The sequence below is a fragment of the Streptomyces sp. Root1310 genome (assembly GCF_001426425.1).
Lineage (GTDB): Bacteria > Actinomycetota > Actinomycetes > Streptomycetales > Streptomycetaceae > Streptomyces.
In genome coordinates this window covers 402,459-425,252 of the sequence record NZ_LMEQ01000023.1, presented here as the reverse complement: position 1 = coordinate 425,252, position 22,794 = coordinate 402,459, and the positions used below count along the sequence as shown (strand labels likewise).

20 protein-coding genes are annotated in these 22,794 nt (G+C 73.6%); 7 read left to right on the top strand and 13 right to left on the bottom strand.

The window, feature by feature from the left end:
- Positions 1 to 45: 45 nt before the first annotated feature.
- The 5 genes from ASD48_RS26000 to ASD48_RS25980 all read right to left on the bottom strand — a co-directional run bounded on the left by ASD48_RS26000 (position 46) and on the right by ASD48_RS25980 (position 5,945).
- Complete coding sequence (locus ASD48_RS26000) at positions 46 to 1,386, bottom strand: DUF3500 domain-containing protein (RefSeq protein WP_057604127.1); 1,341 nt, start codon at positions 1,384 to 1,386, stop codon at positions 46 to 48.
- Positions 1,387 to 1,552: 166 nt separating this feature from the next.
- On the bottom strand, positions 1,553 to 3,073 hold the full coding sequence (locus ASD48_RS25995; RefSeq protein WP_057604126.1) for an ATP-binding protein: 1,521 nt from the start codon (positions 3,071 to 3,073) through the stop codon (positions 1,553 to 1,555).
- Positions 3,064 to 3,789, bottom strand: a complete 726-nt coding sequence (locus ASD48_RS25990; RefSeq protein WP_057604125.1) for a response regulator transcription factor — start codon at positions 3,787 to 3,789, stop codon at positions 3,064 to 3,066. Before ASD48_RS25990 ends, ASD48_RS25995 begins: the two co-directional genes overlap by 10 nt.
- A 122-nt stretch (positions 3,790 to 3,911) precedes the next feature.
- Positions 3,912 to 5,033 (bottom strand): PP2C family protein-serine/threonine phosphatase, encoded by a 1,122-nt coding sequence (locus ASD48_RS25985; RefSeq protein WP_057604124.1) that lies wholly within the window; start codon positions 5,031 to 5,033, stop codon positions 3,912 to 3,914.
- Between the two features lie 456 nt (positions 5,034 to 5,489).
- Complete coding sequence (locus ASD48_RS25980; protein ID WP_020127572.1) at positions 5,490 to 5,945, bottom strand: MarR family transcriptional regulator; 456 nt, start codon at positions 5,943 to 5,945, stop codon at positions 5,490 to 5,492.
- A gap of 167 nt (positions 5,946 to 6,112) precedes the next feature.
- Between ASD48_RS25980 and ASD48_RS25975 the strand changes: the two genes are divergently transcribed.
- Positions 6,113 to 7,570, top strand: a complete 1,458-nt coding sequence (locus ASD48_RS25975; RefSeq protein WP_057604123.1) for an MFS transporter — start codon at positions 6,113 to 6,115, stop codon at positions 7,568 to 7,570.
- A 210-nt stretch (positions 7,571 to 7,780) separates the two neighbouring features.
- On the opposite strand, the gene ASD48_RS25970 is transcribed toward ASD48_RS25975, so the two are convergent.
- From ASD48_RS25970 to ASD48_RS25955, 4 genes are all read right to left on the bottom strand, one after another.
- Positions 7,781 to 8,770 carry a helix-turn-helix domain-containing protein gene (locus ASD48_RS25970; RefSeq protein WP_057604122.1) on the bottom strand — a complete coding sequence of 330 codons (990 nt, stop codon included), beginning with the start codon at positions 8,768 to 8,770 and terminating at the stop codon, positions 7,781 to 7,783.
- Positions 8,771 to 9,037: 267 nt separating this feature from the next.
- Positions 9,038 to 10,012, bottom strand: coding sequence for an alpha/beta hydrolase (locus tag ASD48_RS25965; protein WP_057604121.1), 975 nt, complete (start codon positions 10,010 to 10,012; stop codon positions 9,038 to 9,040).
- Positions 10,013 to 10,194: 182 nt separating this feature from the next.
- A complete protein-coding gene (locus ASD48_RS25960) occupies positions 10,195 to 11,142 on the bottom strand; it encodes an FkbM family methyltransferase (RefSeq protein WP_057604120.1) in 948 nt (315 codons plus the stop codon).
- 343 nt (positions 11,143 to 11,485) lie between these two features.
- Positions 11,486 to 12,049, bottom strand: a complete 564-nt coding sequence (locus ASD48_RS25955) for an NAD(P)H-dependent oxidoreductase (protein WP_057604119.1) — start codon at positions 12,047 to 12,049, stop codon at positions 11,486 to 11,488.
- Between the two features lie 100 nt (positions 12,050 to 12,149).
- Here ASD48_RS25955 and ASD48_RS25950 point away from each other — a divergent pair, with 100 nt between their 5' ends.
- On the top strand, positions 12,150 to 12,851 hold the full coding sequence (locus tag ASD48_RS25950; protein WP_057604118.1) for a TetR/AcrR family transcriptional regulator: 702 nt from the start codon (positions 12,150 to 12,152) through the stop codon (positions 12,849 to 12,851).
- Here the strand turns inward: ASD48_RS25950 and ASD48_RS25945 are convergent.
- Both ASD48_RS25945 and ASD48_RS25940 read right to left on the bottom strand, forming a co-directional pair.
- On the bottom strand, positions 12,835 to 13,962 hold the full coding sequence (locus ASD48_RS25945; RefSeq protein ID WP_057604117.1) for an NAD(P)/FAD-dependent oxidoreductase: 1,128 nt from the start codon (positions 13,960 to 13,962) through the stop codon (positions 12,835 to 12,837). The two genes, ASD48_RS25950 and ASD48_RS25945, sit on opposite strands and share 17 nt — an antisense overlap.
- Positions 13,963 to 13,993: 31 nt before the next feature.
- Entirely contained in the window at positions 13,994 to 14,665 is a 672-nt protein-coding gene (locus ASD48_RS25940) for a TetR/AcrR family transcriptional regulator (RefSeq protein ID WP_057604116.1), read from the bottom strand.
- 116 nt (positions 14,666 to 14,781) lie between these two features.
- On the opposite strand from ASD48_RS25940, the gene ASD48_RS25935 reads away from it, so the two are divergent.
- Genes ASD48_RS25935 through ASD48_RS25925 form a run of 3 tightly spaced genes read left to right on the top strand, consistent with a single transcriptional unit; the run spans position 14,782 to position 18,511 of the window.
- Positions 14,782 to 15,831 carry a LacI family DNA-binding transcriptional regulator gene (locus tag ASD48_RS25935; RefSeq protein WP_057604115.1) on the top strand — a complete coding sequence of 350 codons (1,050 nt, stop codon included), beginning with the start codon at positions 14,782 to 14,784 and terminating at the stop codon, positions 15,829 to 15,831.
- A gap of 25 nt (positions 15,832 to 15,856) precedes the next feature.
- Entirely contained in the window at positions 15,857 to 17,035 is a 1,179-nt protein-coding gene (locus ASD48_RS25930; RefSeq protein ID WP_057604114.1) for a 4-hydroxybenzoate 3-monooxygenase, read from the top strand.
- A 39-nt stretch (positions 17,036 to 17,074) separates the two neighbouring features.
- The gene (locus ASD48_RS25925) at positions 17,075 to 18,511 is read left to right on the top strand and encodes an aldehyde dehydrogenase family protein (protein WP_057604113.1); all 1,437 of its coding nucleotides are present in this window, start codon (positions 17,075 to 17,077) and stop codon (positions 18,509 to 18,511) included.
- A gap of 36 nt (positions 18,512 to 18,547) precedes the next feature.
- On the opposite strand, the gene trxA is transcribed toward ASD48_RS25925, so the two are convergent.
- A complete protein-coding gene (gene trxA / locus ASD48_RS25920; protein WP_057604112.1) occupies positions 18,548 to 18,952 on the bottom strand; it encodes a thioredoxin in 405 nt (134 codons plus the stop codon).
- Between the two features lie 141 nt (positions 18,953 to 19,093).
- Here trxA and ASD48_RS25915 point away from each other — a divergent pair, with 141 nt between their 5' ends.
- Complete coding sequence (locus tag ASD48_RS25915) at positions 19,094 to 20,512, top strand: NAD(P)/FAD-dependent oxidoreductase (protein WP_057604111.1); 1,419 nt, start codon at positions 19,094 to 19,096, stop codon at positions 20,510 to 20,512.
- A gap of 26 nt (positions 20,513 to 20,538) precedes the next feature.
- Here the strand turns inward: ASD48_RS25915 and ASD48_RS25910 are convergent, their stop codons facing one another.
- A complete protein-coding gene (locus ASD48_RS25910) occupies positions 20,539 to 21,183 on the bottom strand; it encodes a peptide deformylase (protein ID WP_057604110.1) in 645 nt (214 codons plus the stop codon).
- 159 nt (positions 21,184 to 21,342) lie between these two features.
- Here ASD48_RS25910 and ASD48_RS25905 point away from each other — a divergent pair, with 159 nt between their 5' ends.
- The gene (locus ASD48_RS25905; RefSeq protein ID WP_057604109.1) at positions 21,343 to 22,740 is read left to right on the top strand and encodes a PepSY-associated TM helix domain-containing protein; all 1,398 of its coding nucleotides are present in this window, start codon (positions 21,343 to 21,345) and stop codon (positions 22,738 to 22,740) included.
- Positions 22,741 to 22,794: the final 54 nt, after the last annotated feature.

The window sequence follows — 22,794 nt, the reverse complement described above, 5'->3', positions numbered from 1 at the left end:
GCCGGGATGACGGGGGCCCCGGCCCGGTGGTCCACCGCTACGACCTCACCGGTGGTGCGGCGACGTCAGGTAGTGCTGCCGGAGCAACTCCTTGCCGTAGTCGTTGCCGTTCGGGGTGCGCACGACGGAGTGGACGTGCTTCTGGGTGGCGCCGCTGCCCTGGGTGGCGCCGTACGCGCCCGCGAGGGGGCCCGGGGCCTGGCAGTCCACCTCGATCCAGACGACGGGGCTGTGCACACGGACGTAGAAGGCGTCGTCGTCGCCGGTCCCGCCGGCCCAGGTGACGTAGGTGTCGTCGAGGTGCTTGCGGACCTCGGCCAGCGTCACCTTCGCCACGTCGGCCTTGGCGCGCCCGGTGAAGGCCTGCACGATGCCGAGGAGCCTGGTCCTCTGGGCGGCGGTGAGCGCGTCGCCGCGGATGCCGGTGTACGCCTGGACCGCGTTGTCGGAGAACGCGCCCGCTTTCATCGACTCGTTGGACTTGGTGGACGACTCGACGGCGACCGCCTGCTGCGCCGCGCTGAGGGAGTTGATGAAGGCGAGGCCGGCGACGACCTCCTCGTGGCAGACCGTGACCGTCTCGCCGTCGATCTCCATCGAGGTCGGTTCCGAACCCCAGAAGCAGGGGCTCATCACGACCTGGTCGCCGAGGACGAAGTAGTTGACGACCAGGTGGTGGCCGTCGAACTGGAAGCCCCAGGGCTCGGTCGCCGAGGGCGTGCCCATCACGGTCCAGTAGTAGGCGTCCTCATTGAAGGAGGCGGTGTTGCCGATGGCCTCGCCGGCCGCCTGGTTGATCCTCCGGATCTTCTCGGTGGTCTCCAGGCCGTCGGCGCTGAGCGCCGACTTCAGCAGCGCGGTGCCCAGGGCCTTCTGGTCGTCGCCGAGGTCGGCGAGGGACACGCCCTGGCGGGCGTAGGAGTCGATGTTGCTCCACAGCCGCCACTCGGTGGAGTGGACCGTGAACTGCGTGGAGGTCTTCTGGGTGTCGCTGAGCCCGGCCAGGAAGGCGTTCGCGGCGGCGATCACCGGGGCGGTCTTCACGCCCGTGGAGTGGATCGTGAACAGGTCGTCGACCCGCTTGCCGTCGGTGGTGAGGCCGAAGAAGTCCTCGGTGATCGACTGGTTGCCCGGACCCCCGGCGCCACCGCCCGGGCCCCCGCTGGGCGCGCCGCTCGGCACCGCGCTCGGGTCGGCGGACGCGGTGGCGGTGGCGTCGTCCGCCAGCGCCGCCCAGGCACCGGCACCGCCCATGGTCGCGACGGCCGTGGCACCGCTGGCGAAGAAGACCTTGCGCATGAAGTTGCGGCGGCTCGCGTGCGCACGGCGGGCCGCTTCGGACGGTGTCTCGTGGGCCGTCTGCTCACCGGAGTCGAGCTCGGTCATCGTCGCTGATTCCCTTCGTCAGGGGCGCGTCCCCGCTGAACGGCCGCCGGGTGATCACTTTGGCGGAGCCAACTGAGGCAGGCCTGAAGCGGCGACCGCAGGACCGCCACCACCGGTGCGCGCGGGACCCCCGCACCCGGTCCGAACTGCGGTTCTGTGAGAGCCCTTAGAGTTGCGGGGAAGGTGCGGCGCCGGCTTGCCCGGCGGTGGGAAGCGTCACCGAGAACTCGGTCAGCCCCGGTTCGCTCCGTACGTCGATCCGGCCGCCGTGCGCCTCCGTGAGGGCCGCCGCGATGGCCAGGCCGAGTCCCGTGCCGCCCTCCTCGCCGCGAGTGCGCGAGCGGGAGCCGTCGGCCCGGGTGAACCGCTCGAAGATCGAGGGGAGCAGGCCGGGCGGAATGCCCGGACCGTCGTCCCGGACCCGGATCACGCACCGGGAGGCATCCGGCGACTCCACGACGACGGTGACCTCGGTGCCGGCCGGTGTGTGCACACGGGCGTTGGCCAACAGGTTGGCCACCACCTGATGGAGCCGGACCGCGTCGGCGACGACCGTCACGGGCCCGTCGAGGCGCAGCGCGAGCCGCCACGCGTGCTCGGCTCCGGCGACCTGCGCGTCCCAGACGGCCTCCGCGACCAGGGCCGCGAGGTTCACCTCGGTCCGCCGGAGCGGCCGTCCCTCGTCGAGACGGGCGAGCAGCAGCAGATCCTCCACCAGGCCGATCATCCGGGCCGACTGGGCGGAGACGCGCTGCCAGGCCAGCTCCGGCGTGATCGTCCGGCTGCCGCCGTTCATGTACTCGGCGTACCCCGCGATCGAGGCGAGCGGTGTGCGCAGTTCGTGGCTGGCGTCGGCGAGGAACCGGCGCATGCGTTCCTCGGTGCGCCGGCGTTCGGCGAGCGAGGACTCCACGTGGTCGATCAGCTGGTTGAGCACGACACCGACCTGGCCGGCCTCGGTGCCGGGGTCGGTGTCACGTGCGGCGACGCGGGCGAGGACGGCGACCTCGCCGCGGTCCAGCGGCACCCGGGCCACCTCGGCGGCGGTGGCCGCGACCCGGCCCAGCGGGCGCAGCTGCCGCCGTATGACGACGGCGGAGGCGCAGGCCGCGGTGGCCAGTCCGATCCCGGCGATCACCGCCTCGACGACGACGAGACGGTCGATCACCTGCTGCACGTCGGCCATCGGCAGCCCGGCCAGGACGGGCACCCCGTCGCCGCCGAGCGCGGTCACCCGGTACGTGCCGAGACCCGGGACGGTGCGGGTGTGCAGCGACCCGTCCGCGGTGATCCCCCCGAGGGCGGCGCGCTGGGCCGCGGTGAGGACCCGCTGACGGCCGTCCTCGGTCACCACCTCGGCGGCGATGATCTCCCCGTCGGCGAACCGGGCCGCCAGGGTGCCGGCCGGCTGCCCGCGCTCGTTGAGGAACCCCAGATCCGTCGCGCCGCCGGTCCGCCGCTGCAGCCCGCCCTGGCTGCGCTCGGCGGCGTCGGTGACGCGCTGGTCCAGGTCCCCGAGCAGATAGACGCGTTGGACGAGGACGGTGCTGAGCGCCATGACCGCGCACACGGCGACCAGGGTCACGGAGACGAAGAGCACGAGACGCACGCGCAGGGACCGCCGGCCCAGACCGGTGCCGGACGGGCTCGTCCCGCGCCGCCGGCCCGACCGGACCGTCAGGTCCATTCGTCCGCGGCTCTGATCGCGTACCCCGCGCCGCGCACGGTACGGATCATCGGCGCCCGCCCTTTGTCGATCTTGGCGCGCAGCCCGTAGATGTAGACCTCGACCAGGTTTCCCTCGCCGTCGAAGGAGGCGTTCCAGACGTGGTCGAGGATCTGGGCCTTGCTGAGCACCTGGTGCGGATGGCTCATGAGGAATCGCAGGAGGTCGAACTCCTTGGTGGTCAGAGAGACTTGCACTCCGCCCCGCCGCACCTCGCGGGTGCTCTCGGCCAGCACGAGATCGCCCAGCACCCGCACGGGACCCTGGTCGGCGCTCTCGCCGGGGCCGGCCCTGCGCAGCAGACCGCGCAGCCGCAACACGACCTCCTCCAGGGAGAACGGCTTGGTCACATAGTCGTCCGCGCCGGCCGACAGCCCGTCGATGCGGTGCTCCAGGGCGTCCCGCGCGGTGAGCATCAGCACCGGCAGCCGGGCGTTCTCGCCGCGCAGCCTGCGCAGCACCTCGACCCCGTCGACGTCGGGCAGCATGCCGTCGAGGACGACGACGTGCGGGGCGCAGTCCCGCGCGATGCGCAGCGCGCTGCGTCCGTCGGCCGCCGCGAAGGACCGCCACCCCGCCTCGGTCACGGCCGCGGACAGCAGCTCGGTGAGCTCGGGCTCGTCGTCGACTATCAGCACGCGAACCGTGCCTGCACGGGTACCGGGGACGCCAGACATGGCTCGACCCTCTCTCCGTTCACCATGAGGAGCATGTGTGCGAGCTGAGCGCACGCCATGGGGCGGACGAACCAGGGAACGCGCGCGACGGCACGGACCGGCCGCGCGGCCGGCTGCCGGGTTCAGTGACGCGGTGACCGGCGGACGGTCAGCACGGCGACGTCGTCGTGCCGGCGGTCGTACCCGGCGTGCGCGCGGGCGTCCTCGTGCAGGGCCAGGGGCAGCTCGGTGGGGGAGAGGCCGAGGTGCTTCATCAGACGCTCGTCGACCGGGTAGAAGGTGCCGTCCTGGGCGCGGGTCTCGGTGAGACCGTCGGTGGTCAGCACCAGCGTGGAACCGGCCGGGAACGCGAACCACCCGACCGTCGTGGGTTCGGCGGCCAGCTCGGCGAGCCCCAGCGGGACGCCGGTGTCCACCGCCGGTGTGGTGACGGCGCCGTCGTGCATCAACCGGGGCGGAATGTGACCGCAGTTGACGACCTGCGCCTCCGCGCCCGGGTCGACGCCGATGATCAGGGCGGTGACGAACCGCTCGTCGTCGCCGGTCTGTTCCGCGTAGGAGTTGTGCCGGACGACCGCGGCGTCCAGGGCGTCGACGAGCGCGGTCAGCGTGGGCTCCCGGTGGGCCGCCTCGCGGAAGGCGCCGATGACGGCGAACGCGGCGCCGACCGCAGCCAGCCCCTTGCCCTGTACGTCGCCGATCAGCACGCGCGTGCCGAAGGGCGAGGCCACGACGTCGTAGATGTCGCCGCCGACGAGCCGGTCCTCCTGCACGGGTTCGTAGACGCCGTTGACCAGCACGTCGTCGGTGAGCAGGGGCAGGGGGTGCAGGATGTGCCGCTGCATGGCGGCGGCGGTGGAACGCAGCCGGAGCATCTCGTGCTCGCGCGCGATGCGCCGGTGGCAGGCGTAGACGGAGGCGGCTCCCAGGGCGAGGGTGAGCAGCACCAGCAGCGCCCGGTCGAGCCACCGGCCGCCGTCGTCGGCCCGTACGAGCAGGGTGAGGGTGACGAACAGGGTGGTCCAGGCGGCGACGAACCTCGTCTGCTGGACCGTGCACAGCGCCGAGGCCGTACCCGGCAGGAAGACCAGCAGCCCGAGGAGCCACACCTCGGATCCCGACAGGACGCCGAGCACCTCCACCAGGACCGTCACCGACAGCACACCGACGACCGTCTCGGCGTTGCCCGGGGGTTCGATGGCTTGGAGGGCGTCGGTGGGGCGCGTCCGACGGGGACCGGTCATGGGAACTCCCGCGCAGGTGGTGATCTCCACTTTAGACAGGTCGTCGGCCCGGGCGGGCGGTGATGCCGGCCGCGGGGAACGGCCTCCCGGCCGCGGGGCGGCCCTCGGCCACCGCGGCCCGGGCCCGCGCGGCGCCGGGCCGGTTCCGCGCACCGGCGACGGCGGCTGAACGGGCGCCGGTGTCCACCCGTACCCCTCGCCGAACGCCCGTCCACGGGCCCGTCGGCAGGCGCGTCCGCGGGCGGCGACGGGAGGAGCGCCGACCACGGAGTTGTACGTGCTCCAGCAGTCCACGGGCCGCCTCGTGCGGGGTGCCGCACCGGCAGGCGGCCCGGCCGTGCTTTCCTTCGCCACCGCGGGTCCGAACGCGGCGCCCGGCGCGTCGTGACACCCGCCGCCTCCGGCCAGGGCCGGCCCGGCGGCGGCGAGGTCATCCGGCCGGGAGCGGCCACGACGTCACGGGCGTGGCCAGGGGCGGCCGCCGATGGCCTCGATGCCGTAGTTGAAGCGCCGTAGATAGCCCGCGAAGGCGGCGATGTCCTCGTCCGGCCAGTCGGTCATGACCTGGTCCAGGATGTCCACGATCCCCTCGCGCTCCGAGTCCAGCAGACGCGTGCCCTCGTCGGTGAGCCGGAACTTGCGGGCCATCCCGCCCTCCGGGTCGGGGATCCGCTCGATGAGCCCCGCCCGCATCGCCGCCGCGGTCTGCCGGTTCAGGGTGGAGGCGTCCAGTCCGAAGGCCTCGCTCAGTTCCCCGATCGACATGGGTCCCTGGACCCGGATCCGGCTGAGCAGGATGTAGGCGCTGCGCTCCATGAGGCTGTTCTTGCGGCGACCGCCCCGCTGGTTGAGGAACGTGTGGCGGCTGAGCAGCATCTGCTCGTACTCGACCTCGTGCGTCGGCGTGTCCATGTGCCCGGCCTCCTGCTTCCTTGCGCCCGCACCATCCTGGCACACCGCTGTGCACGGACCACAGCATGTGCTCGATACATACGACATGTACGATGCACATCCTTCGCGTGCTGCGCGCGGATCCTTCCCGCGGACCTTCACCGCACATCCCAAGTCGAGGAGTCCCCATGGGCGCCCCCGCTCTCCAGCCCACGGCCCGCCCAGGTGCCGTGATCGCCACGCTGGCCTTCGCCGGCACCACCGCGGCGATCATGCAGACGCTGGTCACCCCGCTCATCGCCGAGCTGCCGCAGATCCTGGACACCTCGTCCTCGAACGCGGCCTGGGTGATCACGGTCACCCTGCTGGTGGCCGCCGTGTGCGTACCCGTCGTCGGCCGCCTCGGCGACCTGCTGGGCAAGCGCCGGATGCTGCTCGCCTGTTCCGTGCCGCTGATCGTGGGCTCGGTGGTGTGCGCCTTCGCCTCCGACGTCGTCACGATGATCGTCGGGCGTGGCCTCCAGGGCATGGGCATGGGCATGGTGCCCCTCGGCATCGCGCTGCTGCGGGACGTCGTACCGGCCGAGAAGCTCAGCGGCTCCATCGCGCTGGTCAGCGCCTCCATGGGCATCGGCGGTGCCATCGGCCTGCCGCTGGCCGCCGCGGTCGCCCAGTACGCGAACTGGCGCGTGCTGTTCTGGGGCTCCGCCGCCCTGGCCGCCGTCGTCGCCGTCCTGATCTTCATGCTCGTCCCGGACGTCCCGGCCGGCGCCAAGGGCCAGCGGTTCGACCTGCCCGGCGCGATCGGCCTCGGTGTCGGCCTCGTCTCGCTGCTGCTCGCGGTCTCCAAGGGCGCGGACTGGGGCTGGGCCTCGGGCACCACGCTCGGTCTGTTCGCCGCCGCCGTCGTGGCCCTCGCCGGCTGGGGCGTGTGGGAGGTGCGCACCACCGACCCGCTGATCGACCTGCGCACCACGGCCCGTCCCCGGGTGCTCCTCACCAACCTCGCCTCGGTCTTCATCGGCTTCGGCATGTACGCGAGCATGCTGGTGATGCCGCAGCTGCTCCAGTTCCCGGAGGCCACCGGCTACGGCCTCGGCCAGTCGATGCTCGCGGCCGGTCTGTGGATGGCGCCCGGCGGCCTGATGATGATGCTGATCTCCCCGGTCGGCGGAAAGCTCACCAACGCCCGCGGTCCGAAGTTCACACTGATCTGCGGTGCCCTGGTGCTGGCCGCCGGCTACTTCGTCTCCCTGGCCCTGATGGGGTCCGCCTGGGGCGTCATGGTGGTCACGCTCATCACCAGCGGTGGGGTGGGCCTCGCCTACGGCGCCATGCCCGCCCTGATCATGAGCTCGGTCCCGCTCACGGAGACCGCCGCCGCCAACGGCTTCAACACCCTCATGCGTTCGCTCGGCACTTCGATCGGCTCCGCCGTCATCGGCGTGATCCTCTCCCAGATGACCACGACCATGGGCGGCCACACCTTCGCCTCCGAGGACGGCTTCCGCACCGCGCTCCTGGTCGGCGGCGCCCTCGCGCTGATCTCCGCGGCCATCGCCGCCGTCATCCCTGCCGCCCGCGCCGCGGCGGCGGGCGAGGACGCGACCGACCGGAACGCCGTGTCCGAGCAGGCCAAGGTCTGAGACACCGAGGGGGGCGACCACGGCCGGCCGCCCCCCTCCGGGCTGCCGTCTCTGGGCTGCCGTCTCTGGGCTGCCCTCTCCGGGCTGCCCTCTCCGTGCGGCCCTCTCCGTGCGGCCGTCCCCGCGCTGCCCTCCGTGCCGCCCGTCCGCGCCGCCCTCTCCCCGCTGTCTCCCGAGGTCCCAGGGGAGCGCCGCCGCGCGGGAGTGACGTCACGGCCGTGTCAGCCGCCGCATCGTCAGCGCGAGGTGCAGCCGCAGCCGGCCCTGGGGCGTGCGCACCGGCCACCCCAGCAGATGCTCCGCGTGGGCCAGCCGGTCCTGGAGGGTGGAGTGGTGGACGTTGGCCTCGGCCGCCGCCGACCGCAGACTCGCGGTCGTGGTGACGGCGTGCAGGGTGGCCAGCAGCCAGGGGGCGTCCGCGGCGGCCGTCTCGACCGCGAGGACGTCCGCCGGGGGCTCGGCACCCGGCGCGACGAGGTCGGCCAGCAGGGCGATGCCGCCCAGCTCGTCGGCGTACACGACACGGGGGCCCGGGTCCTGTGCGGTGCCGTCCGCGGTGAAGCGGAGCGCGGTACGGGCCGCCGCCCAGGAGCGCGGCAGCTCCGTCACGGGCACGGCGGGCCCGACCCCCACCCGGCCGGCCGGAACCGCGTCCCGGGCGTCGGCGGGCAGCACCCTGGGCCGGCCGCCCGGTGTGGCCAGGGCGCGGGCCGGGGCGGCGGGGCCCAGGCCGAGGCGGCGGGCCGCGTGCAGCCGGGCCGGTTCGGCGGCCGTGGCGTCGAGGAGTGTCTCGACCAGGGCGGGATCGTCCAGCGGCGCCCGCCCGCGGGTGCGGTCGAGCACGACGCGAGCCGCGCCGGCCGCCCGTTCCAGGATCACGGCGTCCACGACGCTGGGCAGCGCACCGGCGCGTTCCAGCCACAGCGCGGGCGGCCCGTCGGGCGTCAGCGTCGTGCACGGCCAGTCGGGGTCCGGCGGCAGCTCCGTGTCCCGGCGTGTGCCGTCGGGCTCCACCCGGACCCGCACCCGCCGGTCCGCGTCGACGAGCCGCGCGGGCACCCCGGCGAGCACCGCGGCCCCCCGCATCAGCGCCTCCACCCCGGCCCGGGACTCGGCGAGCCGGTCGAAGTAGGCGATGACCCGCACGGCGGCGCCTGCGTCCGGGTCCAGCGCGGTCAGGCGCCCGGCCAGCTCTTTCATACGGCCATGATGCGCCACGCGAGCGCCGACGAGGAGGGGTGCGGCCACCGCTCGCGCCCGGAACCGGCCTCGGCGGTGAGGTACGGGCGGGAACACGGCGCCGGGGGCCGGACCCGTGCGGAAGGAGCCGATCGCCGGCCGCTCCTGCCCGCGGACGGGTCCATCGAGACGAACGCGGGTCCCCGGGGGTCCATCGAGACGAACGCGGGTCCCCGGGGGTTCACGCGCCGCTGAGCCGCCCGGCCGCCGGGCCGCCGCCCGTCGGCGTCACTCGGCGAGCAGCCGTCGCAGCCAGTCCAGGTGGGCCGCGCGGGCCGACCTGGACAGCGCGGCCTGTGGCGCGAAGCCGTCGAAGCCATGAAAACCGCCCGGCCAGACATGCAGCTCCGCGACCCCGCCGGCCTGCCAGATCCGCGAGGCGTAGGCGACCACCTCGTCCCGGAACGTCTCGGCGGAGCCCACGTCGAGAAAGGCCGGCGGCAGCCCGGACAGGTCCTCGGCCCGCGCGGGCGCCGCGTAGGGGGAGACGTCCGGTCCGCCGCGCCGCTCGCCGAGCAGGGCCGTCCACCCGGTCTCGTTGGCCGTGCGGTCCCAGACGCCCAGGCCCGCCATCTGGTGGCTCGAGGGGGTGTCGTTGCGGTCGTCCAGCATCGGGCACATCAGCAACTGGCCGAGCGGCCGCGGCCCTTGACGGTCGCGCAGCAGCAGGGCGAGCGCGGCGCCGAGGCCGCCGCCCGCGCTTGCCCCGGCGAGCACGATCCGCTCGGGGTCCGCGCCCAGTTCCGCGGCGTGCTCCGCCGTCCACAGCAGCCCGGCGTACACGTCCTCGACCGGCGCCGGATGGGGGTGTTCGGGCGCCAGCCGGTACTCCACGGACACCACGACCATGTCCAGTTCCCGCGCCCAGTCCAGGGCCACGTCCACGCCGACCCGGTTGTTGCCGAGGACCATGCCGCCGCCGTGCACGTGATAGACGACCGGACGCGGGCGGGCCGGGGCCGGTGAGGCGGGCCGGCAGATCAGCAGCGAGATCCCGGGGGCGCCCGGGGGCCCCGGCACCGTCCGGTCCTCGACCTCGAAGGCCCCGCCCAGGGTCAGGTCCAGTTCGGCCAGCAGGGCGATCCCCGGCCCCTGGCGGACGGCTTCGATGTCCTCGGCGCTCAGCCCCGGCTGGATCATCTCCCGGATGAGTTCCAGGGCGGCGCCGAGCTCGGGGTCGAAGGGCGGCGGTGCGGACGTCATGGGCTTCTCCTCACGCGGAGCGCGGTTGCGCGGCGGCTCGTGCGGCCCATGATCGGCGCAGGCGGCGTCCGCCCGGGCGCCGCCGTACGGCGGGACCTGCCCGCCGTACGGCGGGTGACAGCCCTGGCGACCGGAGGCAAGGAACGAGACGGACGGGACGGCGCGGGACGGCGCGGGACGTTCTACGGTGCGGGCGCGGCCTCCGCGCGCATCATCACGCAGTCGAACTCGATCACCCGGCCCGTCGTCGCCTCGCGCGTCACCGGGTACATGCCGGTGATGCCGAACCCGGCGGTCTCGTACACCGCGACGGCCTCGCCCATGCCCGGACTGCCCTCGTACAGCTTCAGCACCGCTACCTCGGACTGCATCCCCACGAACTCCGCGATCCGCTCCCCGGCCCCGGCGAACACCTCCAGGTCGTAGCCCTGGGTGTCCATCTTCAGGTAGGGGCGCGGATCGGCGAGGCCGTCCAGTGCCTCGGCCATGACCTCGTCCAGCCGGCGGACCCGGATCTCCTCGGTGTCGGGCTTCGCGAACCTGCTGTAGCGGTTCCTGCCGTAGTCGCTGGCCGGCAGCAGGGAGTTCATCGTCTGCCAGCCGACGTGGATCTCGGCCGTCGTCTCCTCGCGGCCGAGTCCGCACCGGTACACCTGCCAGTCGGGGTCGTCCGCCGCGGCCTTCTCGAGCCGGGCGAACGTCTCCGAGGTGGGCTCGAAGGACACGATCCGGCCGGTGTAGCCGAGCTTCCGCAGCCGCCTGGCGTACTGGCCCTTGTTGGCGCCGACGTCGAAGACGCAGTTCACGCCGTAGAGCTCCAGCATGGCGGCCACGTGCTGGGTGCAGAGGTACTCGGCGGCCGCGAGCTGGAGTCTGCGCTCGTCCTGACCACCCGTGGTCTCCATCAGGAGCACCGCGCCGGTGTCGCCCAGCCGCACGGCGCCGCCCTCGGCGACCTCGGAAGGGGCCTCGTCCCGGGTCCGCCGCAGCACCCAGGTGTCCTTGTCCGCACCGGTCACCCGGTACGCGCCGCCGCGCCGCGAGACCACCGCCGTCCCCGGTCCGAGGTCGGTCACCCGGACGCCGATACGGGGCATCAGGCCGAGCAGTCGTCGATAGAGGGTCTGCATCTGCCCACCCCTATCAGACGCGACGGGAGGCGGTCCTCGGGTTGAACGAGATTCGGCGATCGGATGACCGGACGGAGACGCGCGGCCCGGCCCGGCCGCTCTTTCTCGACTTCGAGAGCGCTCCAAGGCCCGGCGTGCCGGGGGCCGGTGAACGGCGAGCCGGACCGACCGGACCGGGGGCGCGTGGAGCGGGGGCGTGTACGGGGACCCCATCGGGGCCGCGTACGAGGACCTCACCGGGGCCGCGTACGAGGATTTCACCGGGGCCGCGTACGAGGAAAGGGGTCCGGAAAGTGTTCCGGACCCCTGCACCCCGCGTCCTGCTGTGGCGCCGTGCCGTTGGTCAGGCGGCCGCGACCTCGCCCGCGTGGCCGTGCAGACGGGCCACGACCTCGGTCAGCTGGGCGGCGACCTCGGCATCGTCCACCGGGTGGGTCTCGGCGAAGCGGGTCAGCGAGCCCGGGATGGAGAGCTTGAGGTCCTCGATGACCTTGCCGCCGGCGATGCCCACGGCCTTGCGGGCCTCGTCCTGCGCCCACACGCCGCCGAACTGGCCGAACGCCGTACCGACCACGGCCACGGGCTTGCCGCCGAAGGCGCCGGCGCCGTACGGGCGGGACAGCCAGTCGATGGCGTTCTTGAGAACGGCCGGGATGGTGCCGTTGTACTCCGGGGAGAAGAGCAGGAAGGCGTCGGCGGCCTGGGCGGCGGCGCGCAGCTTGGCGGCGGCGGCCGGGACGCTGCCCTCGACGTCGAGGTCCTCGTTGTAGAACGGGATCTCGGCCAGGCCCTCGAAGAGGTCGACGGTGGCGCCCTCGGGAGCGACCTTGACGGCCGCCTCGGCGAGCTGGCGGTTGGTCGAACCGGCGCGAAGGCTGCCGACGAGCGCGAGGATGCGGACAGACATGGGTACTCCCAGAGGCTGAAACATTGCCGTTACGAATCCGGACCGAGGTCCGTTTAATGTTCTAGCACTCTAACCGGACCGCGGTCCAGTTTCATTCCCGATGCTTTACGCTGAGTTCATGTCCGCCGTTCTGCCTCCCTGTCCGGAGCCCGAGGAGAGCCCGACCGAGCCCGAGCTGCTGCACCTGGGTCCGGCCGGGGACGAGCCGTGCCTGCGCGCCGACGCGGCCCGCAACCGGGCCAGGCTGCTGGACGCGGCCGCCCGGCTGATCGCCGAGCACGGCGCGGCCGGGGTCACGATGGAGGCGGTGGCGAGCGCGGCGAACGTCGGCAAGGGCACGGTGTTCCGGCGCTTCGGCGACCGTACGGGGCTGCTGACCGCGCTCCTGGACCACTCGGAGCGGAACTTCCAGGCCGCGTTCCTGAGCGGTCCCCCGCCGCTGGGGCCGGGCGCGGAGCCCGTGGAGCGACTCAGGGCGTTCGGCATCGCCATGCTCGGACGGGCCGTGGACGAACTGGACCTCCAGCTGGCGGCGGAGCCCGGACCGGACCGCCGGTACTCCGTGCCGCCGCGCCGGGTCCACCACAGCCACCTGGTCCTGCTGCTGCGGCAGGCTCTGCCCGACGCGGACGCCGAGCTGCTGGCCCATACGCTGATGGGGTACCTCAGCCCGGTCCTCGTCCACCACCTCACCCGGCAGTGCGGCATGCCGGCGGCGCGTCTTGAGGCCGGCTGGAGCGAACTGGTCGACCGGGTGACCAGCGGGGTGCCGAGCGGGGCGCCGGTCAGGGTGCCGCGGTGAAGAGGTCGACGACGGCCTGCGGGGCGTCCTCGGCGAACAGGGCCACACCGCTGTGGGCGGAGTCGGCCGCGGCCGCCGCGCTGCGCGGGAACAGCTTCTCCTCGTAGGCGGCCAGCGCGGCCTCGCGCTCGCCCGGGTGCGCGGCGAGGGCCAGGCCCAGTTCGGCGCCGTCCAGCATCGCGAGGTTGGCGCCCTCGCCAGCGAACGGCGACATCAGATGGGCGGCGTCGCCGAGCAGGGTGACCCCGGGGACGCGGTCCCAGCGGTGGCCGACCGGCAGGGCGTGGACCAGGCGCGGCACCAGCGGTCCGTCGGCGTCGGCGACCAGCGCCCGCAGGCTCTTGTCCCAGTCCGCGAAGTGCTCCAGGACGTACCCCCTGGCCGCCTCGGCGTCGCCGAAGTCGACGCGGTCCACCCAGTCCTCGGCGACCCGCAGGGCGGTGTAGACGTGCAGGCTGCCGTCGGGTTCGCGGTGCGCGAGGAAGCCCTTGCCCGCGCCGAGGGCGAAGAGGAACCCGGCGCCGACCACCCCGGCGCTCACCGGATGCCGGGTGTCCGCCTCCAGCAGGTCCGTCTCGACGAACGACACGCCCGTGTACGCGGGCCGGGCGTCCGAGAGCAGCGGGCGGATCCGCGACCAGGCTCCGTCGGCACCGATCAGCAGGTCCGTGGTGAACACGGAGCCGTCCTCGAGACGCACCTCGTGCCGTCCGCCGTCCAGCGGCCGCGCGCCGGTGACCTTCGCGCCCCAGCGGATCGTTCCCTCGGGCAGTGAGCGCAGCAGCAGGTCGCGCAGGGCGCCCCGGTCGACCTCGGGGCGCTCTCCGGTGCCGTCGTCGGCCCCCTCGAAGCGGACCACCGCGTCCTTGTCGAGGACCCGGGTGGCCTGGCCGCCGGGCATGACCAGTGTCCGGAACTCCTCGTGCAGTCCGGCGGCGCGCAGTGCCTCCTGGCCGGAGTCCAGATGGATGTCGAGCATGCCGCCCTGGGTGCGGGCGCCGGGCGAGGCGTCCAGGTCGAGGACGGCCGCCTCGATGCCGTGCACGTGCAGCACGCGGGCGAGGGTGAGTCCGCCGAGGCCGGCGCCGATGATCGCTACGGGGTGGTGCATGGGTCCTCCTGTGGTCGTCGTCCGGGTGTCGTCATTCGGGTACGGCGGTCCGCTCGATGCCGCCGATCAGCGCCTGGAACCCCCAGGAGAGGCGGGCTTCGGGCGGACCCGAGAGCAGCGGCCCGGCGAGGCGGGCGACCTGCGGGTGGGTCCGCTCCGACGCCTCGCGCACCGCGTGCCGCAGCGCGTCCCAGTCCTCCTCGGAGGCCTCGTCCGTGTGCTCGGCGGCCGTCGCGGTGGCGTGCTGGAGCAGCAGGTCCACGCCCCACGCGGCCTGCCTGGGCGGCACCCCGCCCTCGTCGAGCAGAGCCAGCAGGGTCTCGATCAGGTTCAGGTAGTGCGGGCCGCTGGGCCGGGCGGTGAGCGCGGAGCGGGCGAGGTCGGGATAGGCGAAGAGCATCGCGGTGTACGAGGTGAGCACGCCCTCCAGCCGCTCGCGCCAGCTCCCCGCGGCCGGTCCCGGCAAGGCCGTGCCCAGCAGTTCGTCGAGCACGGCCGCGTGCAGTTCCGCCGTGTTGCGGACGTAGACGTAGAGGGAGGCCGGGCCGGTGTCGAGTTCCTCGGCCAGGCGCCGCATGGTCACCTTCCGCAGGCCTTCGGTGCGCAGTACCGCGAGGGCGGCGGCCACGATGCCCTCCCTGGTGAGAGCGGGCTTGGCCGGGCGATCACGGCGGCTGCGCGGGGTGTCGGGGCGTGCTGTCATGCCTGGAGCGTACCGAACATGTTCGTCGCGAACAAGTACGTCACGAACATGTTCGTTGACGGCTCATCGGATTTCGGCGTCCCCCGCCCGGAAGGTCGCTCACAGCTTCTGCCAAGATGCCGTACGTCATGGTGCAGATACCGAACACGCCCGCGCCGACGAAGTCGCCGGTGCCGCGCCCCGTGCCCACGAGCGCCGACGTGGCCCACCTGGCCGGCGTCTCGCGCGCGACCGTCTCCTACGTCCTGAACAACGCCAGCGCAGTACGCATCAGCGAGCCCACCCGCCGCCGCGTGCGCGAGGCCGCCAAGGAACTCGGGTACGTCCCGCACGCGGCCGCCCGCACCCTGCGGGCCGGACACAGCCGCATGGTCCTGATGCCCACCCTGCCCGTCCCGGCGGGCCCCCTCTACTCCCAGTTCGTGCACGACTTCCAGGGGGCCCTGAGCCGCCTCGACTACACCGTCGTCCAGTACGGCGCCACCGGTCTGCGCGGTGACGACGCGGCCCGGGCCTGGGCCGAACTGCGGCCCGTCGCCGTGCTGGTGCCCAGCCCCGGCATCGGCCCGGAGGGGGTCGCCGTACTGAAGAGGTCCGGCGCGCGGGCCGTGGTGACCCTCGGTCCCGAGGCGGTCGAGGGGGCCCGCGCCCTGCTGCTCGACCACGCCGACGTGGGCCGCAGCGCCGCCGGGCACCTGTACGCCCGCGGCCGCCGCCGGATCGGGGTGGTGGTCCCGGCCGAACGCGGCATGGAGATGTTCTCCGCGCCCCGTCTGGCCGGCTCCCGCGAGGCGCTGCACGGCACGGACGCCACCGTCACCGAGCTGTCCCTGGCCTACACGGAGGAGTCCGCGGCCGCCCTCGCCGCCCGCTGGCCCGCCCTCGGCCTCGACGCCGTCTTCGCCTACAACGACGAGTACGCCATGCTGCTGATGCGCGCCCTTCAGGACGCGGGCCTGCGTGTACCCGAGGACGTCGCCGTCATGGGCGCCGACGACCTGATGCTCGGGCGGTTGCTGCGGCCCCGGCTCAGCACCGTGCGGATCGCGCTGCCCTCCGGCCGCGACCTCGCCTCGGTGGTCGACCGGGCGGTGCGCAGCCCCGCGGCCGCCCCCGAGGCGCACGAACCGTTCGGAGCCACCGTGGTGCAGCGCGACTCCAGCTGAACTACGGTCGCAGGGGAGGCGTGCCATGCGTGCGACGGTCGGCATCATCGGCGGTGGCCCCGCGGGGCTGCTGCTCGCCCGGCTGCTGCACCGCGCGGGCGTCGACTGCGTGGTCCTGGAGAGCAGGACGAGGCAGTACGTGGAGCGGCGTCAGCGTGCCGGAATGCTGGAGCAGGGCACGGTCGACGCCCTGCGCGCGGCGGGAGCCGCCGACCGGCTCGACCGCGAGGGCATGGTGCACCAGGGCATCGAGCTGCGTTTCGACCGCGAACGCCACCACCTCGACTTCCCCGTCCTCACCGGCGGCCGGACGGTCACGATCTACGCCCAGACGGAGATCGTGAAGGATCTCGTCGCCCTCCAACTCGCCGACGGGCCGCCGCTGTTGTTCGAGGCGGCGGCGCTCGCCGTGGAGAAACCGCTGAGCGGTTCGCCCGTCGTGCGGTTCCTGCGCGAGGGCCGCGAACGGACCCTCTCCTGCGACTGGGTCGTCGGCTGCGACGGCTCGCACGGCGTCGCCCGTGCGGCCTTCCCGGCCACCGCGGGCCGGACGTACACCTATGACTACCCGTACTCCTGGCTCGGTGTGCTCGCCGAAGTGCCCCCCTCCTGCGAGGAGTTGATCTACGCACGCCATGAACGCGGCTTCGCCCTGCACAGCATGCGCTCGCCGCGGATCTCCCGGTTCTACCTCCAGGTCCCCAACGGCACAGGCCTGCGGGAGTGGCCCGACGACCGGATCTGGGACGAACTCGCCGCCCGCTTCGCCGTCGACGCCCACTGGACACTGTGCCGCGGCCCCATCACCAGCAAGGCCGTGACGCCGATGCGCAGTCTCGTCCACGAGCCGATGCGGCACGGCCGGCTCCTGCTCGCCGGGGACGCCGCCCACATCGTCCCGCCGACCGGCGCCAAGGGGCTCAACCTCGCCGTCTCGGACGTACGGCTGCTCGGCAGCGCCTTCGCCGAACTGCACGCCACCGGGTCCACGAGGCTGCTGGACGGGTACTCGGACGTCTGTCTGCGACGTGTGTGGCAGGCGACCCGCTTTTCCGACGACATGACTAGGATGTTGCACGCTCAACCAGATGGAGATGCGTTCGACCATCGGATGCAGCTCGCCCGGCTGCGCCGGATCACCGCATCCCGCCACGCCGCCGCCGAACTGGCGGCCAACTACACGGGACTTCCGCTCCCCCTGTGAGAGGCGCGAGTCCCGCGGGTCACCGATCGGAGAGCCTTCATGCCGCTGCTCGACCCCCAGAACTGGCAGTCCCGCCCCTTGTCGGGCCCCCGGTACACCGTCACCGAACCCGCCACCGGCGACCCGCTGGGCACCGTCGACCTGGCGGGCGCCGCGGACGTCGGTCCGGCCGCCGAGGCCGCCCGTGCCGCGCAGACCGAGTGGGCCCGGCTGCCCCACTTCGTGCGCGCCGGCGTGCTGCGCAAGGCCGGTGACCTGTTCACCGCCCACGCCGAGGAACTGCGCGAGTGGATCGTCCGCGAGTCCGGATCCATACCCGGCAAGGCCGACTTCGAGCTGCACGTCGCCGCCCAGGAGTGCTACGAGGCCGCCGCGCTCGCCTCCCGCCCGGCCGGACAGGTCCTGCCCAGCGAGGCGCCCCGGCTGTCGTACACCCGGCGGGTGCCCGTCGGCGTCGTGGGCGTGATCTCCCCGTTCAACGCCCCGCTGATCCTGTCGATCCGGTCCGTCGCGCCCGCCCTCGCGCTCGGCAACGCGGTCGTCCTCAAGCCGGACCCGCGGACGGCGGTGTGCGGCGGACTGGCACTGGCCGCGGTCTTCGCGGAGGCCGGGCTGCCCGAGGACCTCCTGCACATCCTCCCGGGCGGCGCCGAGACCGGGGCGGCCCTGGTCGCCGACCCGCGGGTGCCGGTGATCTCCTTCACCGGCTCCACCGGCGCCGGGCGGGCGGTCGGTGAGGCGGCCGGCCGGCACCTCAAGCGGGCCCACCTCGAACTCGGCGGCAACTCCGCCCTGATCGTGCTGGAGGACGCCGACCTGGACGCGGTGATCTCCACCGCGGCCTGGGGATCCTTCTTCCACCAGGGCCAGATCTGCATGACCACCGGCCGCCACCTGGTGCACGCCTCCCTCTACGAGGAGTACGTGGAGCGGCTCGCGGCCAAGGCCGACGCCCTCGCCGTCGGCGACCCGCACCGCGCCCAGGTCCACCTCGGCCCGCTCATCGACGGCGGGCAGCTCACCAAGGTGCACGGCCTGGTCGAGGCCAGCACCGCCGCCGGCGCCAAGCTCGCCGCGGGCGGCAGGCACGAGGACCTCTTCTACCGGCCGACCGTCCTCGCGGGCGTCGACGACGACACCCCCGCCTACGCGGAGGAGGTCTTCGGCCCGGTGGCCCCCGTCCGCTCCTTCGGCACCCCGGACGAGGCGGCGGCCCTGGCCGCGCGCAGCTCCTACGGCCTCTCGCTCGGCATCGTCACCCGGGACGCCGCCCGCGGTCTGGACCTCGCCGAACGCGTCCCGACCGGCATCGTGCACATCAACGACCAGACGGTGAACGACGAGGCCGTCGCCCCCTTCGGCGGGGTCGCCGCCTCCGGCACCGGCGCCCGCTTCGGCGGCGAGGCCAACCTCGAGGCCTTCACCGACGTCCGCTGGACGACGGTGCGCGCGGACGTGGCGCCCTACCCCTTCTGAGGGCCGGGGCTCTTCCGGGCGCCGGGGCTCCCGGGGCTACTCGCCCTGGGCGGCCGGGGCGCCGTCGGCCCCGGCCTTGGCCTGCTCCTCCTCGATGGACTTGCGGACCTCGTCCATGTCCAGCTTGCGCGCCTGTCCGATGACGTCCGTGAGGGCGGCCTCGGGCAGGGCGCCCGGCTGCGAGAACACGGCGACCCGGTCCCGCACGATCATCAGCGTCGGGATCGACTGGATGCCGAAGGCCGCGGCCAGCTCCGGCTGCGCCTCGGTGTCCACCTTGCCGAACACCAGATCCGGGTTCTCCTGCGCGGCCTTGTCGTAGACCGGGGCGAACTGACGGCACGGGCCGCACCAGGCCGCCCAGAAGTCGATCAGGACGAAGTCGTTGTCCGTGACCGTCTGGTCGAAGTTCTCCTTGGTGAGCTCCACGGTGCTGCTCATGGCGTGATTCCTCTTCCCGGTGCTTTCTGTCAGGGTCCCCGACATGGGGTGAAGCCGTCCGGCACAACGCGGCCGGCCCGACGCGTATTCCGCGCCCCTACCCGTGTGGCCACCCCGCACACCACCCACCAGACTGACCCCATGACGGAAACGGAAACCAACCTGTACGACGTGGTTGTGCTCGGAGCCGGGCCCGTGGGGGAGAACGTCGCCGACCGCACCCGTGCGGCCGGCCTCACCACCGCGGTCGTGGAGAGCGAACTGGTCGGCGGCGAGTGCTCGTACTGGGCCTGTATGCCGAGCAAGGCACTGCTGCGCCCGGTGATCGCCCGCGCGGACGCCCGCAGACTGCCCGGCCTGCGCGACGCGGTGCAAGGCCCCCTGGACACGGCGGCGGTCCTCGCCCGCCGCAACTGGTTCACCGGTGACTGGACGGACGACGGCCAGGTCGACTGGATCAAGAGCATCGGCGCGGACCTGTACCGCGGCCACGGGAGACTGACCGGCCCGCGCACGGTGACGGTGGGGGACAGGGTCCTCACGGCCCGCCACGCGGTCGTCGTCGCCACCGGGACCCGCGCGGCGCTGCCCGACCTGCCGGGCCTGGCCGAGGTCGGGCCCTGGACGAGCCGGGAGGCGACCAGCGCCCAGTCGGCGCCCGGCCGGCTCGTCGTGGTCGGCGGGGGAGTCGTCGCCACCGAGATGGCCACCGCCTGGCAGGCGCTCGGCTCGCAGGTCACCCTCCTCGTGCGGGGCAAGGGCCTGCTCGACCGGATGGAGCCGTTCGCGGGCGAACTGGTCGCGGAGGCGCTCACCGAGGCCGGCGCGGACGTGCGCACGGGCACCTCGGTGGCGTCGGTGACCCGCTCCGACGGCACCGTCGTGGTCGTCACCGACACCGGCGAGCGCATCGAGGCCGACGAGATCCTCTTCGCCGTCGGCCGTGCCCCGCGCACCGACGACATCGGCCTGGACACGGTCGGTCTGGCACCCGGCTCCTGGCTCACCGTCGACGACAGCCTGCGCGTCACCGGCACCGACTGGCTCTACGGGGTGGGCGACGTCAACCACCGGGCCCTCCTCACCCACCAGGGCAAGTACCAGGCCCGGATCGCGGGCGCCGCCATCGCCGCCCGCGCGGCCGGTACCGACCTGCCGGAGAGCGACCCGTGGAGCGCCCACGCCGCCACGGCCGACCACGAGTCCGTCCCCCAGGTCGTGTTCACCGACCCGGAGGCGGCCGCCGTCGGCCTCTCGCTCGCCGAGGCGGAACAGGCCGGACACCGGGTGCGGGCCGTCGACGTCGACATGTCGTCCGTGGCCGGAGCGGGCCTGTACGCCGAGGGCTACAAGGGCCGCGCCCGGATGGTCGTCGACCTGGAGCGGGAGATCCTGCGCGGCGTCACCTTCGTCGGCCCGGGCGTCGGCGAGCTGATCCACTCGGCGACGATCGCGGTCGCCGGACAGGTCCCGCTCGCCCGGCTGTGGCACGCCGTCCCGTCCTACCCGACGCTCAGCGAGGTGTGGCTGCGACTGCTGGAGGCCTACCGGGACAACTGAGCGCACCCGGCCGACCGGCCCGCCGTTCAGGGGAGTTCGAACCCCAGCGTCCGTGCGGCCAGGTCCGCCGTCGGCTGCGTCCAGCGGTCGAGCACGGCCTGGTTGGCCGAGAGCGAGCGCGGTTCGGCCCGGTCGAGGTAGAGCAGACCGTCGAGGTGGTCCGTCTCGTGCTGGACGATACGGGCGGGCCAGCCGGCGAACACCTCGTCCAGCGGCCGGCCGTGCTCGTCCGCCCCCGTGAGCCGCACCTCGGCGTGCCGGGCCACCACCGCCTGGTAGCCCGGCACGCTCAGGCAGCCCTCGAAGAAGGCGGCACGGGCCGAACCGACCGGCTCGTAGGAGGGGTTGACCAGGACCCGGAACGGCTGGGGCACCCGGCCGCGGGCCAGCCGCACCTCCTCCGGCACCGGCGCGGGGTCCTCGATGACGGCGATCCGCAGTTCCACACCGACCTGCGGGGCGGCGAGTCCCACGCCCGGCGCCGCGTGCATGGTGACGCGCAGGGCCTCGACGAACCGGGCCAGCAGGGCGGGGTCGAGCTGGCCCTCGTAGCGTGTCGTGCCCGTCCGCAGGACCGGGTCTCCGGCCGCGACGATGGGCAACGGGCCACCCGGGGCGAGGAGTTCCTCGATCCGATCGGCAAGGGGCGCGCGAGGACTGGGAGATGCCATCGGGCCAGCATGCCACGGCCTCATGGCATGTGACGCACGTCACTCGAACTGGCGGGAACTCGGTGCCGTCCGCCGCCGACTACTGGTGCGTCACGGCCGAAAAGCGTCCCCCAGGCCGCTGTCCCCGACCCACTCCTCCTGCCCCCGGAGAAGCCCACCATGTCCACCGCTCCCTCGACCACCACGGACGAGGCCCCGCAAACAGCGGCCCCCGCGCCGAAGTCCCGCGGTCCGTGGGCCCCGCTGCGCCCGCTGATACTGCGTCTGCACTTCTACGCCGGTGTGTTCGTGGCGCCGTTCCTGCTGGTCGCTGCCGTCACCGGATTCCTGTACGCCGGCGCGTTCCAGGCCGAGAAGCTCGTGTACTCCCACGAGTTGACCGTGCCGGTCGGGGACACCCCACTGCCGATCTCCGAGCAGGTGGACGCCGCCCGCAAGGCCTACCCCGAGGGTACGGTTTCGGCCGTCCGCCCCTCGCCGCAGGACGACGCCACGACCCGGGTGATGCTGTCCGGTGTCGAGGGCGTCGACGCCACCCACACCCTCGCCGTGTTCGTCGACCCGTACACGGGCGAGGTGCGCGGCGCGCTGGAGCAGTACGGCTCCACCGGCGCGCTGCCGCTGCGTACCTGGATCGACGAGCTCCACCGCGATCTGCACCTCGGGGAGAACGGCCGCCTTTACAGCGAACTCGCCGCCAGCTGGCTGTGGGTGATAGCCGGCGGCGGCCTGGTGCTCTGGTTCTCCCGCCGCCGCGCCCTGCGCAAGGTCCGCGGCACCAGTGGACGGCGCCGCACGCTGGGTCTGCACGGCACCGTCGGCGTGTGGGCCGCCGTCGGCTTCATCTTCCTGTCCGCGACCGGGCTCACCTGGTCCACCTACGCGGGCGCCAACATCGACGTCCTGCGCACCTCGCTCGGCCAGGCCACCCCGTCCGTCTCGGCGGCCGCGAGCGGCGGCGACCACGCCGGTCACGACACGGCCTCCGGCGCGGGCGGGGACGCCGAGCACGGCGTCGGCCTCGACAGGGTCCTGGCCGCGGCGCGGGCGAAGGGTCTGGGCGACCCGGTCGAGATCGTCCCGCCCGCGGACGCCTCCTCCGCGTTCGTGGTCAAGCAGGTGCAGCGCAGCTGGCCCGAGAAGCAGGACGCGGTGGCGATCGACCCGGCCACCGGCGAGGTCACCGACGTGCTGCGGTTCGACGACCACCCGCTGCTCGCCAAGCTGACCCGCTGGGGCATCGACCTGCACACCGGCGTCCTGTTCGGTCTGGTCAACCAGCTCGCGCTGATGCTCCTCGCGGGCTGCCTGGTCCTGTTGATCGTGTGGGGCTACCGCATGTGGTGGCAGCGCGGCCGCGGGTCCGCCTTCGGCCGGCCGGTCCCGCGCGGCGCCTGGGCGCAGGTCCCGCCGTACGTCCTCGTCCCGCTGATGGCGACGGTCGCCGTGCTCGCCTACTTCGTGCCGCTCCTCGGCATCCCGCTCGCCGGCTTCCTGGCCGTGGACGTCGTCCTCGGCGAGATCGCGCACCGGCGGGGGAGGCGGGCGGCCGTCTGAGCGGCCCCGTGCACGGCGGCGGCCCGGCGGTGGACATCACCGCCGGGCCGCTCG

Bases quoted from the DNA above. Each gene is read 5' to 3' on its own strand.
- ASD48_RS25960 (WP_057604120.1), bottom strand. From the start codon at position 11,142: ATGCAGACCCTCTATCGACGACTGCTCGGCCTGATGCCCCGTATCGGC.
- ASD48_RS25905 (WP_057604109.1), top strand. From the start codon at position 21,343: ATGTCCACCGCTCCCTCGACCACCACGGACGAGGCCCCGCAAACAGCG.
- ASD48_RS25925 (WP_057604113.1), top strand. From the start codon at position 17,075: ATGCCGCTGCTCGACCCCCAGAACTGGCAGTCCCGCCCCTTGTCGGGC.
- ASD48_RS25940 (WP_057604116.1), bottom strand. From the start codon at position 14,665: ATGACAGCACGCCCCGACACCCCGCGCAGCCGCCGTGATCGCCCGGCC.
- ASD48_RS25975 (WP_057604123.1), top strand. From the start codon at position 6,113: ATGGGCGCCCCCGCTCTCCAGCCCACGGCCCGCCCAGGTGCCGTGATC.
- ASD48_RS25965 (WP_057604121.1), bottom strand. From the start codon at position 10,012: ATGACGTCCGCACCGCCGCCCTTCGACCCCGAGCTCGGCGCCGCCCTG.
- ASD48_RS25980 (WP_020127572.1), bottom strand. From the start codon at position 5,945: ATGGACACGCCGACGCACGAGGTCGAGTACGAGCAGATGCTGCTCAGC.
- ASD48_RS25970 (WP_057604122.1), bottom strand. From the start codon at position 8,770: ATGAAAGAGCTGGCCGGGCGCCTGACCGCGCTGGACCCGGACGCAGGC.
- ASD48_RS26000 (WP_057604127.1), bottom strand. From the start codon at position 1,386: ATGACCGAGCTCGACTCCGGTGAGCAGACGGCCCACGAGACACCGTCC.
- ASD48_RS25930 (WP_057604114.1), top strand. From the start codon at position 15,857: ATGCGTGCGACGGTCGGCATCATCGGCGGTGGCCCCGCGGGGCTGCTG.
- ASD48_RS25935 (WP_057604115.1), top strand. From the start codon at position 14,782: ATGCCGTACGTCATGGTGCAGATACCGAACACGCCCGCGCCGACGAAG.
- ASD48_RS25990 (WP_057604125.1), bottom strand. From the start codon at position 3,789: ATGTCTGGCGTCCCCGGTACCCGTGCAGGCACGGTTCGCGTGCTGATA.
- ASD48_RS25915 (WP_057604111.1), top strand. From the start codon at position 19,094: ATGACGGAAACGGAAACCAACCTGTACGACGTGGTTGTGCTCGGAGCC.
- ASD48_RS25985 (WP_057604124.1), bottom strand. From the start codon at position 5,033: ATGACCGGTCCCCGTCGGACGCGCCCCACCGACGCCCTCCAAGCCATC.
- ASD48_RS25995 (WP_057604126.1), bottom strand. From the start codon at position 3,073: ATGGACCTGACGGTCCGGTCGGGCCGGCGGCGCGGGACGAGCCCGTCC.
- ASD48_RS25910 (WP_057604110.1), bottom strand. From the start codon at position 21,183: ATGGCATCTCCCAGTCCTCGCGCGCCCCTTGCCGATCGGATCGAGGAA.
- ASD48_RS25945 (WP_057604117.1), bottom strand. From the start codon at position 13,962: ATGCACCACCCCGTAGCGATCATCGGCGCCGGCCTCGGCGGACTCACC.
- ASD48_RS25955 (WP_057604119.1), bottom strand. From the start codon at position 12,049: ATGTCTGTCCGCATCCTCGCGCTCGTCGGCAGCCTTCGCGCCGGTTCG.
- trxA (WP_057604112.1), bottom strand. From the start codon at position 18,952: ATGAGCAGCACCGTGGAGCTCACCAAGGAGAACTTCGACCAGACGGTC.
- ASD48_RS25950 (WP_057604118.1), top strand. From the start codon at position 12,150: ATGCTTTACGCTGAGTTCATGTCCGCCGTTCTGCCTCCCTGTCCGGAG.